The organism is Mycobacterium sp., from assembly GCF_008709575.1.
Taxonomy (GTDB): Bacteria; Actinomycetota; Actinomycetes; order Mycobacteriales; family Mycobacteriaceae; genus Mycobacterium.
Window position 1 is genome coordinate 1 of sequence record NZ_VYIK01000010.1, and the last position, 13606, is coordinate 13606.

Below are 13606 nucleotides of genomic sequence, written 5' to 3' on the forward strand. Positions count from 1 at the left end.
GGTCCATGCCGCGGATCCAGATGTTGGGCGTGGTCACCAGCACCGCGCTGCCCGGCGTGGTGTCGGGCAGCCCGGGGGCAACGCGGTTGCCGGTCTCGTGGTAGTCGCCGGGCCCGATGAGTATCCAGTCCCCGGGCTGGGCGGCGTCGACCGCGGCCTGGATGCTGGTGTACTGCCCGGGAATGCCTTGATAGGTGCCCACGCGCAGGACCGCGCTGGCCCGGGCCGGGGCGGCACCGGCCACACCCATGCCCGCAGCGACCAGCACGCACACCGCCTCGACGACCAATGCGCGTCGCCACCAGCGCAGCGGCGCACGCGAAATCCAGCCACGACGGTTCTGCAAGATCGGCATCCTCGACTCCTCAGCTGTACGGAGCGTGCCCACGGCAGTCAAGTAACTTAAGAAACGCTGATTGACTTTCGTCACATTCGGAACACGGCACAGTCACCGTTACAGCTCGAATCGCGGCCCCAGCCGCCCAGCCCGATTAGTCGATGACCACCGCGATTTCCCGGCCCAGCTGGTAACCCGGCGCCAGAGGAAGTTTGTCACCGCTCCAAAACGAGCCTGGATCAAACCAGTTGGGGTATTTTTCGGTGGCGAGCAGCCCCATCTCCTCGTAGGTGATCGCGACCGTTTCGGCGCAGTAGGTGGTTTCCAGGCCGACCTGTCGTTGCCGCGCCTTGCGGCGCTGGGTCGATTCACGAACCTTTTTACCCACCAGAGGTATTCCGCGCATCCAATCGTAGGTGGTCGGCATGCGGCCGCGCAGCCAGTGCGCGGTGAGCCGGGTCGCGGTGGGGAACGGGGTTCCGTCCAGCCGGGCGATCACACGCAGCAGCCGGTCCTCCTGCTCGCGGTTGGCATACGGGGTGAGCTGACGCAGCCAGCATCGCTGCCTGTAGTGGCGCATCCACCGCTCAACGGCTTGCCGTGCGTCGTGCAGCTGTACGCCGCGATGGTTGGTGCCGGTCCACACGTCGGTGAGCTTGTCGCCGAGCTCGGCATGCCAGATCAACGGCGCCAGGTCATCGATCGCCACCGTCATTCCGACGTGGTTGACCGGGCTGTTCGACAGGGTCTGGATGGCACGGTCCGGTCCGGAGCGGCCACGGAACAGCCAGATGTCGCCGGTCCGGGTCTCGTCCAGCGCACGCTCCAGGCTGACGGTACTGGTGTCCACCACAGCACCATAGGCACACTGTCGGCATGCGCAACGTGTGGAAGTGGCTGGGGCTGGCCAGTCTTGTCGGTGTCGCCGCCGGGGGAGTGCTGGTGGTCCGCGATCAGCGTCGGCGCAATACCTACACCGCCGACGAGGTCCGGGCCCGTCTGCATCAGCGTCTGGCCGAATCTAGCTGACCGCGTACAGCCGGTGGCTGCCGGTGAACCCTTTCAACTCGACATCGCGACCCGCGTCGAACTCGATGCCGTCGCAGTCGCCGACCGCGTCACGCACCGCTTCGCTGACCAGGATCTCCCCGCCGGCGGCCTGACCGGCGACCCGCGCCGCCATGGCGACGTTGCGGCCGAACAAGTCGTCACCGCGGCGCACCGACCGGCCTTGGTGAATGCCGATCCGCACCCGAATTCCCTCGCGTGGCTTTCTCTTCGCGTCTCGCGCCAAAGCTCGCTGGATATCGACCGCACACCGCACCGCATCCTGGGCGTGGGCGAAGGCGATCATGAACCCGTCGCCCTGGCTTTTGACGATGTGCCCGGAGTAGTTCGCGACCAGCCGGCGGACCAGTTTGTCGTGCGCCTCGATCAGCTTGACCCAGGCGCGGTCGCCGATCCGCTCGTTGAGGGCGGTGGACTCCTCGATGTCGGAGAACAGGATGGCCACGCGACCGTCCGGGGTGACCCGGGCCAGATCGGGCCGTTCCACCTCGGCCCACTCGGCGAGGTCCTCGATCGAGCTGCGTACCGCGGCCCCCAATCCCTCTTTGCGCACCAGGTTCGCGGTCTGCCACACCGTCTTGACCGCCTCCCGCCCACCGGCAAGCAGCCAGTTTCGGCGGTCGGAGCGGCTGCGCAGTTCGTCGAGTTCGCGGCGACTTCGGCGCCACAGCACCCACAGGGCAGTCAGCGCGGCGGCTTCGAGCGCAGTCATGCCGGCCAGCGCGTAGACCACGACCATCATCGGGTCACCCATGCCAGGCATCTTGCCCCACCGTGAGTCCGCGAAAGTGCAGCTGCCGACGTATTTGTCGAGTTAATCCGGCGTGCAATGCACTTTCGCGGCCCCGGTTGTCGGTTCAGCTTCGGATGTCTAGGGTTGAAGCTGGCTGCCGCTGGGGCGAGGTGCTGGATAGCTGAATTGCGTGGTCGATCGCTGGTGGAGGTTCGGTTTGGCTGAAAGCGGTGCTAGCGCCTCAGATGTGCTGGTGATCTTCGGGATAACCGGGGACCTGGCCCGCAAAATGACCTTCCAAGCTCTCTACCGGCTCGAGCGCCGGGGGTTGCTGCACTGCCCGATCGTGGGCGTGGCCAGCGACGACATCTCGGTCGAGGACTTGGTCGGGCGGGCCCGTCGGGCCATCCTCGACACCGGCGAGTTACTCGATGACAAGGTGTTCGACCGGTTTGCGGCCCGGTTGTCGTACCTGCACGGCGATGTCACCGATCCCGCACTCTACGACCGCCTTGCCGAGCGGATCGGATCGGACCGAAGGTGCCTTTTCTACCTGGAAATGCCGCCGTCGTTGTTCGCGCCGATCGTCGAGCAGTTGGGCAAGGCCAAGCTGCTGGAGCGCTCCCGTGTCGCGGTGGAGAAGCCGTTCGGGCATGACCTGGACTCCGCCCGCGAACTCAACACCCGGTTGCGTTCGGTGCTGGCCGAGGAGCAGATCTTGCGGGTGGACCATTTCTTGGGCAAACAACCTGTCGTCGAGCTGGAGTATCTGAGGTTCGCCAACCAGGCACTGGTGCAGTTGTGGGACCGCCAGAGCGTGTCGGAGATCCATATCACGATGGCCGAAGACTTCGGGGTCGAAGACCGCGGCGCCTTCTACGACGAGGTGGGCGCGTTGCGGGACGTCGTGCAAAACCACTTGCTGCAGGTGCTTGCCCTGGTGGCGATGGAGCCCCCGGTGGGACCGACTGCAGACGACCTCAACGACAAGAAGGTCGAGGTGTTCCGCGCGATGCCCGCGGTGGAGCCGATCCATTACGTGCGTGGCCAGTACCGGGGCTACACCGACGTCCCGGGGGTGGCCAAGAATTCGCAGACCGAGACCTACGTGGCGCTGCGGCTCGAGATCGACAACTGGCGCTGGGTGGGGGTGCCGATTTATCTGCGGGCCGGAAAGTTCTTGCCCGCAAAGGTGACTGAGGTCCGGCTGTTTTTGCACCGCGCTCCCGGGTTGAGTTTTTTGCCCAGTCCCACGCGGGTGGCGCCCAACCAGATCGTGCTGCGGATCGAGCCGGATCCCGGGATGCGCCTGCAGGTGGCCGCCCGAGGACACGGCCAGTCCTGGCGAGATGTGCACCTGGACTCGTTGTTCGCCCAGGATCTGGGTGACCCGATCCTGCCCTACGAGCGTTTGCTGTACGCAGGATTGGTCGACGACCATCAACTCTTCGCCCGGGCCGACGGCATCGAAGAGACCTGGCGGATCTTGCAAGCCCTGCTCGAAAATCCCGGCGAGGTCCACCCCTACGAACCCGGATGCTGGGGACCGGATGCAGCGCAGTCGCTGTTGCGTGGTCACCACCGCTGGCAGCAGCCATGGCTGCCGAAGGACACCCGGTCGGCACAGTGAGGAGAGCACGAAAAGATGCAACTAGGGATGATCGGCCTCGGCCGGATGGGCGCGAACATCGTCCGTCGCCTGGTCCTTGCCGGGCACGAATGCGTGGTCTACGACCACAACCCGGACGCGGTCAAGGCGATGGCCGGCGTGGCCAACACCACCGGAGTGACGTCGTTGTCGGCGCTGGCCGAGGCGCTCCGCGCACCGCGGGTGGTGTGGGTGATGGTCCCGGCGGGCGACATCACCACCGGCGTGATCAACGATCTGGCCGACACGCTGGAGGCCGGCGACATCGTGATCGACGGCGGGAACTCCTACTACCGTGACGACATCAAGCATGCAAAAACCCTATCGGACAAAGGGATTCGGCTACTCGACTGCGGAACCAGTGGCGGTGTGTGGGGCCTGCAACGCGGCTACTGCCTGATGATCGGCGGCGACGCCGACGCGGTGGCGCACGCCGAGCCGATCTTCGCCAGTGTCGCGCCCGGCGTGGACGCGGCGCCACGGACCCCGGGCCGAGAGGGTCGCCCCGGGCAAGCCGAGAAGGGCTACCTGCACTGCGGGCCGTCCGGAGCCGGGCACTTCGTCAAGATGGTGCACAACGGCATCGAGTACGGGATGATGGCCGCACTCGCCGAGGGGCTCAACATCTTGCGCAACGCCAACGTCGGCACCCGCAGCGACAACCGCGGGGGTGACGCGGAGACCGCGCCGCTGACCCACCCGGAGTTCTACCGCTATGACATCGACATCCCCGAGGTCGCCGAACTGTGGCGCCGCGGCAGCGTGATCGAGTCATGGCTGCTCGACCTGACCGCGGCCGCGCTGCACGAATCGCCCGACCTGGACAATTTCGCCGGCCGGGTCTCCGACTCCGGGGAGGGCCGCTGGACTTCGATCGCCGCGATCGATGAGGGCGTACCCGCGCCGGTGCTGACGGCGGCGCTGTACTCCCGGTTCGCCTCGCGCAATCTCGACGAATTCGCCGACAAGGCACTCTCGGCGATGCGTAAGCAGTTCGGCGGACACGACGAGCAGCCGGCCACCTAGCGCCGAGCCGTCAACGCGTGACAAACCCCACGACGACCTCGGTGAAGGCGTCGTTGTCGTCGCCGGCCGCGGTGTGCCCGGCCGCGGGTAACTCGACGAACTCGGCGTGGGGCACCGTCGCCAGGAAGTGGCGGACACCGTCCGGGCTGACGACATCGGAGAGTTTTCCGCGGATCAACAGCACCGGGATTCGCAGGTTCGTGGCCGCCCGCTCGAATTTCTCGGTGCGCAAGCCCGGATCATCGCCGGGCTTGGTCATGAACGCCGGATCCCAGTGCCAGTACCAGCGGCCGTCGCGCAGCCGCAGGTTCTTCGTCAACCCCTCGGGGCTGCGCGGCTTGGTGCGGTGCGGCAAATACGCGGCGACGGCCTCTGCGGCCTCCTCAAGCGAGTCGAACCCGTTGAGGTGGCCGACCATGAAGTCGCGAATGCGGGCGCTACCGCCCTTCTCGAACCGCGGCACGACGTCGACGAGCACCAGGCGGGTGACCCGCTGGGGGCCGGCACGGTCGGCGACCAGGATAGCGGTCAGTCCGCCCATGCTCGCCCCGATCAGCGCGACCGGGCGGGCGATCGCGTCGAGCACATGCATGACGTCGGTGGTCAGGGTCTCGACGGCGTAGTCGGCGCCCGGCGCCCGATCGCTGTCGCCGTGGCCGCGGGCGTCGAGCGCGACGACGTGGAAGCCCTCGTCGGCCAGCACCTGGCCGGTGTTTTTCCAGGAGTGCCGGTTCTGGCCGCCGCCGTGCAGCAGCACCACGCTCGGCCGTCCGGCGGCGTCGATGCCGCGATTCCATTCGTCAGCGACCAGTGTGATGCCATCGACGCCGCAATACTCAACGGTCTGCGGGGTGCTGTTCACCGGGCTGACATTAACCCATGGCCGCACCGGTCGATGGAAAGGTCGGAGGATGGTCGGATGAGGAGTGAACCACCGCGCTGGCTGGCGGTCCGCGCCCCCAACGTCGAGCTCGAGGCGTTGACCTGGGGGCCGGACCGCGGCCCGGTTGCGCTGTGTCTGCACGGTTTCCCTGACACCGCCTACGGTTGGCGCGAGTTCGCTCCGCGACTGGCCGCGGCAGGGTGGCGGGTGGTGGCGCCGTTCATGCGCGGCTACGCGCCGTCGTCGATTCCCTCCGACGGCAGTTACCACATCGGGGCGCTGATGGACGACGCGCTGCGGACCCGCTCGGCCGCCGGCGGCACCGCGCACGACGTGGTGATCGGCCATGACTGGGGAGCGCTCGCGGCGACCGGGTTAGCCGCAATGCCGGGCAGCCCGTTCGCCAAGGCGGTGATCATGTCGGTGCCGCCGGCCGCCACATTCACATCGCCGGCGAACGTGGCCGAGCGGGCCTGGCTGCTTGGCCGGCTTCCGCGCCAGCTGCTGCGCAGCTGGTACATCATCTACTTCCAGTTGCCCTGGCTGCCGGAGCGGTCCGCGCCGTGGGTGGTGCCGTTGCTGTGGCGGCGCTGGTCGCCCGGCTACAACGCCGCCCGGGACCTGGGCCACGTCGAGGCCGCGATCGGCACGCCGGAACGCTGGCGCGCGGCGTTGGGGCCATACCGGGCCACGATCCGCGCCGGCCGGCCGCCGGCGCAGTACGCCGATCTGCACCGGTACTGGACGTCGGCGCCGGTGTTGCCGAGCCTGTACCTACATGGTCGCGACGACGGTTGCATGACACCGGCTTTCGTGCGCTGGACGACCAACGTGCTTCCCGCCGGCAGCGACGTCGCCGTCATCGAGCACGCTGGGCATTTCCTGCAGCTCGAGCGACCGGAGCGGGTAGCGGAGTTGGTGTTGCGGTTCATCGGGCCAGCGGACTAGCTGCCGGACACCGAACAGTGGCGTCATCCGACGATCGTTTTCGGCATCACGGTGGGTCGGAATCCGTATCGGGGCATCCCGAAACCGAAGCCGGCGCTGCGTTCGGCTGCACTGGCCACCGGGATCGCGGGCATGCCGGGCATACCGGTCGAGGCGGCCTGGGGAGCGGCGCCCGCAACGGCGCCGGGCATGGCGGCGGTGAACGGGCTCGCCGCGCTCGCCGGGGTGATCGCGGGCCAGCCCGACGGCACCGACAATCCCCCGATCGGGCGGGCATCACCGAGCCCCACCGACACCGCGGGCCCCGCAAGACCGCCCACCGGCGCGGGCGCAGCCGCGGATACCAGCACCGATGCGGGACCCGCGGCGGACCCGCCGCTCACCGCACCGGCCAGGCCGGCACTTTTGCTCACCCCACTGACGACGGCTGCTCCGATCGGACCGACGAGCCCGGTGTCCCCGACCGCCAAGCCTCCCGTCAAGAACGAGGCCGGGAATCCGGTGTCGCCGGCGTCGACCAGGAAGGTTCCCGCGGCGTCACGGGTCGTCCCGTCGAGGGTGTTCAGCAGCCCGGCAAGCCCCGATGTCGCGGTGTCGGATCCGGGCGTGAAAATGCTCGACGATGCCGGAACCGCCGACGACGAGGCCCGCAGCGGCGAAGTGAGCTGATGTAATGCCCCGGTCAGCCGGGACAGCAGGTGACCCGCCCCGGCAGTGGCCGTGGCGGCCGCGCGGGTGGCCGCGGCGGTTTGGTCGGCCTGCCCGGCCGGGTTGGTGGTCTGCGGCGGCTCGGTGAACAGCACCGGCTGCGAGGCCGACGCCGACGACCCGGCGTAGCGGTACATGGCAGCGGCGTCTTGGGCCCACATTTCGCCGTAGTGGGCCTCGGTGGCCGCGATGGCCGCGGTGTTTTGGCCCAGCACGTTGGTGGCGATCAGCGATGCCAGCCGGGCGCGGTTGGCCGCGATCACCGCTGGTGGCACGTGCTCGGCGAACGCGGTCCCGTAGGCGGCCGCGGCAGACCTGGCCCGGGCGGCGACCCGCTGCGCCCGCACCGCCGTGGCGGACAACCACTCGATGTACGGGCGGGCAGCGGTGGCCATGGACCTCGACGCCGAGTCCAGCCATTCTTCGCCGGTCAGGTCGGAAATGACGCCCTGATACGACGTCGCTGCCGACTCCAGGTCAGCGGCCAGCCCATCCCACGCCGACGCGGCGGCCAGCATCGGTCCCGACCCGGGACCGGCGTAGATGCGCGCGGAATTGACCTCCGGCGGCAGTGCCCCGAAGTCCATGGTGACAGTCATCACTCTCCTTCTCGTTGGGTCCCCGGTGAGCCTGCTCCGGCGCAGTTTTCCGGGTGTCAGACGCTCGCGTGATAGGTGTTGCCGACGCGTCGTAGCCTCTAAACGCCCAAGCCCCTCGACGTGGGGCCCGTGCCTGGCCCGACATCGGCGCCGGCTCGGGCGCTACCGCGCCTCGGCGTCTTCGCGAGTTAGCCCGGCGGCCAGGAGCAGCTCTTCGTGCAGCTCGAACCACACGGTGTGGTAGGAGTCGATGATCGGCCTGGACAACCAGTCGAGATCACCGGCCCGGAGTTTGCGCAAGGCCGACTCCAACCTGACCGCATATCGGCCCAGCCGCGGCAGCTGGGTCGCAGCCGCTGCCACGATCGGCAACACGTGCTGATGCACCTCGTCGAGTCTGGCCAGGACAGCGGCATCGTAGGAGTGGTCCTCGTGGGTGTTGGGCCGGCCGTCTTTGACCTGCCAGTCGGTCACCAGCGCCATGAACTCGGCGTTCACCGGGCGAAAGTCGGCGTAGACCGCTGCCAGCGCACTCGCGTCGGCGCGCTCGCGCTCCCCGGCCAGCAACTCGGCAAGGCGTGCTCGCCCGTCGGGACTGATCCGCAGCGCCGCGCCGTCGACCAGCAGACCCGACCGGGTCAGCTGCGCCACAGTCGCGGCGACCTCGCCAGCATCCTCGCCCAACGTCGCCGTCAGATCGGCCAGGCCGACCCGGCCCTTCAGCCTGACCGCCTGCAGTACGGTCAATTCGCTCATGTCTTCTCCGACAGCCGTAGCGCCGTCAGCATGGTGATCAGCGGGCTGTCAGACACGACGTCGGTAGCGCCCCGGGTCAAGCCGGTGCGCCCGTGTCGCGAACCGAGCCGCAGGGCGATCTCGGAAAGCTCGCGCAGCTCCGGCGAATCCTGCTCTGACCAGGCGGACAGCGGCAATATCCCGTCACGCACCTCACCGACGTCGCCGTCGACGGTGATGAGCCTACCGGCCAGCGATTCGACGATCCCGGGGCCGCAGCCGACGACGGCCACCCGTCCGAGCTCACGGCTGACCACCGCCGCGTGGCTGGTAGCGCCGCCGGTTTCGGTGACGACGCCGCGGGCGACCAACATGCCGTGGATGTCCTCGGGGCTGGTGTGGTGGCGCACCAGGATGACGTCGTCTCCGTTGTCGGCGGCGGCGACCGCAGCCTGGACGTCGGTATATGCCCGCCCCGATGCGACGCCCGGGGCGGCAGCCAGTCCCTTGGCCAAAAGCTTTGCACCTAATCGTGTTTCGGGCTGCAGCGTCGGCCGCAACAGTGCCTCGACGTCGGTGGGGCTCACCCGCCGCAGGACTTCGGTGTCATCGATCAGTCCTTCGCGGCGCAGGCGCAGCGCCACCCGCACCGTCGCCTGCGGGGAGCGCTGTGCCGTGCGGGTCTGCAGCAGCCACAGCGTGCCGTCTTCGACGGTGAACTCGACTTCCTGCGCCTCGCGGTGGATCTGTTCCAACGTGCGCGCGGCGGCCGTCAGTTCCCCGTACACCTTCGGTTGCTGATCACGCAGCCCGGTGATCGGTTCGACGTCGGCGGTGCCGGACACTACCTCGTCGCCCTGGCCGCCCGGTCGCCACTCACCGAACTCGTCGTCGGCGCCGGTCATCGGGTTCCGCGAAAAGATGACGCCGGCACCGGATTTGGTGCCCATATTGCCGAATACCATCGCCTGCACCACTGCTGCGGTGCCGAGCCGGTCGTCGAGGTCGTGGTGCGCACGGTAGGCGACGGCCCGCGGTGAACGCCATGACATGAAGACCGCCTCGATCGCGGCCCGCAGCTGCAGGGAGGGATCGTCGGGTACGGCGTCGGCGACGATTCGCCGATAACAGCGGGTGAACCGCTGGCGGGTGTCGTGGGCGAAGGTGGTGCCGGCCTGCGCAGCCAGAGCCTGTTCGACGGCGTCGCACATGCCCAGGTTCAGCACCGTGTCCATCATGCCCGGCATCGACATCGCCGCCCCGGAGCGCACACTGAGCAGCAACGGAGCCGGTCCGGCTCCGAACGTGCGCGAGGTTTCCGCTTCCAGCCGGGCCAGCGCGTCGAGCACGTCCGGCCAAATGGCGTCCATTGTCGCTCGCGGTTGGGCCAGGTAGCGGGCGCCCACCGCGGTGGTGATGCAGAACGCCGGCGGCACCGGCAGGCCGTGGCGGCGCATGGTGGCGATGCCGTGCCCTTTGTGGCCCACGAGCTCCGGTGGGGGGCTCGCCCGGCCGTCCAGGCACAGGACGCCGCCGGAGATCTCGGTAGGCCTGTGGCCACGCTTAGGCATGGCCGGCCCCGGCAGTGGTCGCGGACGTGATGACGACTCCTTAGCTGTTGCGTTAGCCGTTTGCGCAGGTGGCGTCCAGGTTACGGGGTCAACGGGGCTGCGAACACAGGCCCGCGACCCCACGCTCGAATTTCATCGAGCCGATCTTCGAGAAGCAAAGAGACGGACCATGGTTATCGGCCGATTCCCCGGCGAGACCAGTGCCGTCAGCCCGGTCTGGGCCGTCCTGCACCGCGCCTCGGCCGGCTGGTGCGGCCTGACCATGACACCGGCCGGCATCCGGTTGCTGCACGATCTGCTCCGTGCTCGACCCACCCCGGGAACTGCGGCCAGCTGCCCGCACAGGTGGCGACACCGACGAGTCGGACCCCGTTCCCGCCACCGCGTCGCGACACCCCTGGCCGTCTCAGTAGGGGATCGCTGCCTGTTCCACCCCGGGCCGCCGTCTCAGGACGGAACCGGTGTGAACCCCGCCCTCGGGCCGCCGTTGCTGTTGACGTCGTCGAGGATCGCACTGAACTTAATCAAACTCGTGGCGGACAATCCGGGTTAGCTTTCCCCAGCAGCGGATGCTCCGTCGCAGCGGTCGCCGGTTCTGCGCGGTGATCAGTAGGCGGTGCTCAAAAGAGGGCGGCAGCTCCGATGATGGGCAAGGAAGCCAGATAGTCGCCAATGAGCTGCAGGCTTGGGACTTCCAGCCCGATATCGAGTCCGCCGCCGCTCGCTGCGGCCAATTCTTGGGCGCCGCGCAGCGCAGTATCGCTGGCCTCGATCCAGCCCTGGTCGAGGGGAACGAAAAACAGCTGATCAAACAGGCCCGACAAATCGCCAGCATGCGCGGAAATGGTCTCTTGCGCGTGCAGCAACGGATCCAGGAGCTGCAGTGCGTCGCTGTTGAAATTCAACGGCTGCGTCGCCTCAACGCTCGTGGTTGCGGTCAGCAGTGCGTTCGCGTCAGTGAAGTTCGAGATGGCGGTGGTCAACAAATCATCTGGAGTCGTACTCGACGGCGCATCGGCCGTAGCCGCCCCTGCCCCCGCAACTGCGTTCGTGCTTGGGTCTGCCGGGCCGGTCGCACCTGCCGAATTGGCGCCGAGCAGGTCGTCGAACAATGTGGTCGCCTTGCCGAAGTCGGCGGCGTCGCCGTTGGACACCGCGCCGACGAGGTCGTGAAACAGCGCCCCGTCTTGCGATGACGCCGGCTGCACCCCTCCCACGTCGACCGGACCGGTCTGCTGGACGAAATCGCTGGCGGTGGTGGCCGCCGCGGAGGTGCTGGACGACGGCACGATGTCGGTGACCCCGAAGCCCCGGGCGGTCGCGGTCAGACCGTTGGCCAGCGCCTCGGCTTTGTCGACAACTCCGGGCCCGGCGATGGCGGTCGCGTCGTCGGCCTTGACCGTCGCGGCGGTGAACAAGGGGCCAGCAGCGGCGGCGAAGTCATCGTTGCCCGTTGCACCGGCGGCGGCATCAAAGAGGCCGGCGGCGTTGGCGGTGCTGTCGTTGCCCTGAACCACGGCGGCGCCGAATAACAGATCCGTGCTGTTGGCGGTGCTGCCGGTGCCCTCAACCCCGGCGGCGCTGAACACCAGACCCGTGGCGTTGGCGGAGCTGTCCTCGCCGACAGCCGCAGCCAGATCGAACACCAGGCCGCTGGCGCTGGCGAAGGTGTGCGGACCGTCGGCCACCGCGACGTTGAACAGGCCCGGTGAGGAGGTGGCGGTGGCCGTGCCGGTCTGAAACGACAGCCCGTCCAACGAGACGGCGATGTCGTTGAGATCGACCGGCGGAACCGAGTCGCTGGCCGCACTGCCTGCCGAATCCAGTGTGCCGGGGTCGGCCAGTGTTGCCACGGCACCCGAGGGGTCGGTGCCCAGCAGATCAGCCAACAGCGTGGCCGCCTTGCTCCAGTCCGCGGGCTCACCCTGAACCAGCGCGCCGGCGAGGTCGTTGAGCAGCGCCCCGTCGTGCGGTGAGGCCAGCTGCACCCCGCCCACCTCGACCGGGCCGGTCGCATCCGGGTTGACCAGCGGCGCGGCGCCGAAGCCGACGTTGACCAGATCAACAACCTCATGACCCCCGTCGACGGGCACCAGGAAGCCCACAACAGCGTTGTGGGTGCCGACCTGAACCGAGGTCAGCTCGAATCCCGGCCCCCACAGATCTTGGATAAGGAGAGTACTGCTAGAACCCAGAGCATCTGGTGTGGTGAATGACTCGTTGGACCCGATGCTGCTCAACGGGGTCGCGGGTTCGCTGAGCCACTCACCGGCGATCGGCGAGGTGCCCAGCCCCAGCGTATCGCCGGGGTCCGACAGGGTGGCGTTGTTGGTCAACAGTTCCACGGTGTCGCTGGTCGGTGTCACCGTCCAGCCGTTGATCTCGTCGACACCCTCGGCATGCGCGGAACCGACCCCCAGCACTGAGACAGCCACTGCGGCTCCGCCGGCAAACGCGCTGCTGGCGCCCAACTTCCGGACAAACATCAACAAGCCCTAGTCACTGACGGCGATACAGATGCGCGTGCGCGATCGTACAGGAATCATGTCGCCGGAGATCAGCTCAGCTTCCGATAGGGGTGAACCCGGCACCCGGGCCGCCGTTGCTGTTGACGTCGTCGAGGATCGCGCTGAATAACGTTAATGTGACATGCGTGATCACCTTGGGCACAACCCCGGCGACGATGGTGAATCCCTCGCGAGTCATGCCGACTAGCTGGTCGTCAACGGTGAGCGGCGCCCCGTCATCGCCTGGTTGCCACGCGGGCATGTCCGTCGCGACGATAGCGGGTTTCACGCCCCCAAACTTGATGAAACCGCAGCCGAAACCAGTGGCGCCGCCCCGTGTGCAGACCGGCTGTAAATAGCCGGGGTCTGGGCCGATGCCGTTGATGACGAAGCCGTCGAAGTCAGCGACCGGAACAACCTTGCTCGAGTCGAACGTGATCACCGCGTAGTCCAGGTCGTCATCGACGGTGGCCACAGTACCCAGCGACCCGTGATCTTCGGCGCCCTCGGCGACGACTTGAGCACCGGAGCCCCCACAGCTAGCAGCGGTGAAGCCGACCAGCTCACCCGCTCGGTCGTGGCCGATGGTGGTCAGGGTGCAATAGCTGCCGTCAACGATGATGCCGGCGCCACCGCCGAATGGAAGCTTGTCCTCCGCGGCGGCAGGCGGGTCGGCCAGCACTGGGGCAAGCATCAACACGGCCGCCACATGCCGCAGCCACCACTGCGCGACGAGCACCCCAACACCTCCGCTTCCGCGTGTCGGCCACCACAACATGTACCAGAGGGAGCATGGTCGATCTCCGGGCTGTTGACCGCGCTCAGTGTCCGGAAAAGCCGATA

The 13606-nt window shown here is 68.0% G+C and carries 13 protein-coding genes; 4 read left to right on the forward strand and 9 right to left on the reverse strand.

What is annotated here, in order from left to right; translation table 11 throughout:
* The coding region (locus F6Q13_RS03535) for a hypothetical protein (RefSeq protein ID WP_293052320.1) at window positions 1-355 on the reverse strand (355 nt) is incomplete at its 3' end.
* Between the two features lie 136 nt (window positions 356-491).
* On the reverse strand, window positions 492-1187 hold the full coding sequence (locus tag F6Q13_RS03540) for a guanylate cyclase (protein ID WP_293052322.1): 696 nt from the start codon (window positions 1185-1187) through the stop codon (window positions 492-494).
* 26 nt (window positions 1188-1213) lie between these two features.
* On the opposite strand from F6Q13_RS03540, the gene F6Q13_RS03545 reads away from it, so the two are divergent.
* The gene (locus tag F6Q13_RS03545; protein WP_293052324.1) at window positions 1214-1366 is read left to right on the forward strand and encodes a hypothetical protein; all 153 of its coding nucleotides are present in this window, start codon (window positions 1214-1216) and stop codon (window positions 1364-1366) included.
* Here F6Q13_RS03545 and F6Q13_RS03550 read toward each other — a convergent pair.
* Window positions 1359-2168: an adenylate/guanylate cyclase domain-containing protein gene (locus F6Q13_RS03550; protein WP_293052326.1), complete on the reverse strand. Its 810-nt coding sequence runs from the start codon at window positions 2166-2168 to the stop codon at window positions 1359-1361. The two genes, F6Q13_RS03545 and F6Q13_RS03550, sit on opposite strands and share 8 nt — an antisense overlap.
* Window positions 2169-2355: 187 nt before the next feature.
* Here F6Q13_RS03550 and F6Q13_RS03555 point away from each other — a divergent pair, with 187 nt between their 5' ends.
* Together F6Q13_RS03555 and gnd are read left to right on the forward strand one after the other, a co-directional pair.
* Window positions 2356-3768 (forward strand): glucose-6-phosphate dehydrogenase, encoded by a 1413-nt coding sequence (locus tag F6Q13_RS03555; RefSeq protein WP_293052328.1) that lies wholly within the window; start codon window positions 2356-2358, stop codon window positions 3766-3768.
* A gap of 15 nt (window positions 3769-3783) precedes the next feature.
* Window positions 3784-4812, forward strand: a complete 1029-nt coding sequence (gnd, locus tag F6Q13_RS03560; RefSeq protein WP_293052331.1) for a phosphogluconate dehydrogenase (NAD(+)-dependent, decarboxylating) — start codon at window positions 3784-3786, stop codon at window positions 4810-4812.
* Between the two features lie 10 nt (window positions 4813-4822).
* On the opposite strand, the gene F6Q13_RS03565 is transcribed toward gnd, so the two are convergent.
* The gene (locus F6Q13_RS03565; RefSeq protein ID WP_293052334.1) at window positions 4823-5674 is read right to left on the reverse strand and encodes an alpha/beta hydrolase; all 852 of its coding nucleotides are present in this window, start codon (window positions 5672-5674) and stop codon (window positions 4823-4825) included.
* A 57-nt stretch (window positions 5675-5731) separates the two neighbouring features.
* Here F6Q13_RS03565 and F6Q13_RS03570 point away from each other — a divergent pair, with 57 nt between their 5' ends.
* Window positions 5732-6643 carry an alpha/beta fold hydrolase gene (locus tag F6Q13_RS03570; protein ID WP_293052337.1) on the forward strand — a complete coding sequence of 304 codons (912 nt, stop codon included), beginning with the start codon at window positions 5732-5734 and terminating at the stop codon, window positions 6641-6643.
* A gap of 23 nt (window positions 6644-6666) precedes the next feature.
* Here the strand turns inward: F6Q13_RS03570 and F6Q13_RS03575 are convergent, their stop codons facing one another.
* The 5 genes from F6Q13_RS03575 to F6Q13_RS03595 form a co-directional block, all read right to left on the reverse strand.
* Window positions 6667-7938, reverse strand: coding sequence for a PPE family protein (locus F6Q13_RS03575; RefSeq protein WP_293052481.1), 1272 nt, complete (start codon window positions 7936-7938; stop codon window positions 6667-6669).
* A gap of 174 nt (window positions 7939-8112) precedes the next feature.
* Complete coding sequence (locus F6Q13_RS03580) at window positions 8113-8706, reverse strand: MarR family transcriptional regulator (protein WP_293052340.1); 594 nt, start codon at window positions 8704-8706, stop codon at window positions 8113-8115.
* Entirely contained in the window at window positions 8703-10256 is a 1554-nt protein-coding gene (locus F6Q13_RS03585; protein ID WP_293052343.1) for a pyruvate, phosphate dikinase, read from the reverse strand. The genes F6Q13_RS03580 and F6Q13_RS03585 overlap by 4 nt, the downstream gene beginning before the upstream one ends.
* A 620-nt stretch (window positions 10257-10876) precedes the next feature.
* Complete coding sequence (locus F6Q13_RS03590) at window positions 10877-12691, reverse strand: hypothetical protein (RefSeq protein WP_293052346.1); 1815 nt, start codon at window positions 12689-12691, stop codon at window positions 10877-10879.
* A 127-nt stretch (window positions 12692-12818) separates the two neighbouring features.
* On the reverse strand, window positions 12819-13445 hold the full coding sequence (locus F6Q13_RS03595) for a serine protease (RefSeq protein ID WP_293052349.1): 627 nt from the start codon (window positions 13443-13445) through the stop codon (window positions 12819-12821).
* Between the last annotated feature and the right edge of the window lie 161 nt (window positions 13446-13606).

Excerpts from the sequence above, each read along its gene's own strand:
- F6Q13_RS03570 (WP_293052337.1), top strand. The coding sequence starts at position 5,732 with ATGAGGAGTGAACCACCGCGCTGGCTGGCGGTCCGCGCCCCCAACGTC.
- F6Q13_RS03580 (WP_293052340.1), bottom strand. The coding sequence starts at position 8,706 with ATGAGCGAATTGACCGTACTGCAGGCGGTCAGGCTGAAGGGCCGGGTC.
- F6Q13_RS03550 (WP_293052326.1), bottom strand. The coding sequence starts at position 2,168 with ATGCCTGGCATGGGTGACCCGATGATGGTCGTGGTCTACGCGCTGGCC.
- F6Q13_RS03545 (WP_293052324.1), top strand. The coding sequence starts at position 1,214 with ATGCGCAACGTGTGGAAGTGGCTGGGGCTGGCCAGTCTTGTCGGTGTC.
- gnd (WP_293052331.1), top strand. The coding sequence starts at position 3,784 with ATGCAACTAGGGATGATCGGCCTCGGCCGGATGGGCGCGAACATCGTC.
- F6Q13_RS03585 (WP_293052343.1), bottom strand. The coding sequence starts at position 10,256 with ATGCCTAAGCGTGGCCACAGGCCTACCGAGATCTCCGGCGGCGTCCTG.
- F6Q13_RS03575 (WP_293052481.1), bottom strand. The coding sequence starts at position 7,938 with ATGGACTTCGGGGCACTGCCGCCGGAGGTCAATTCCGCGCGCATCTAC.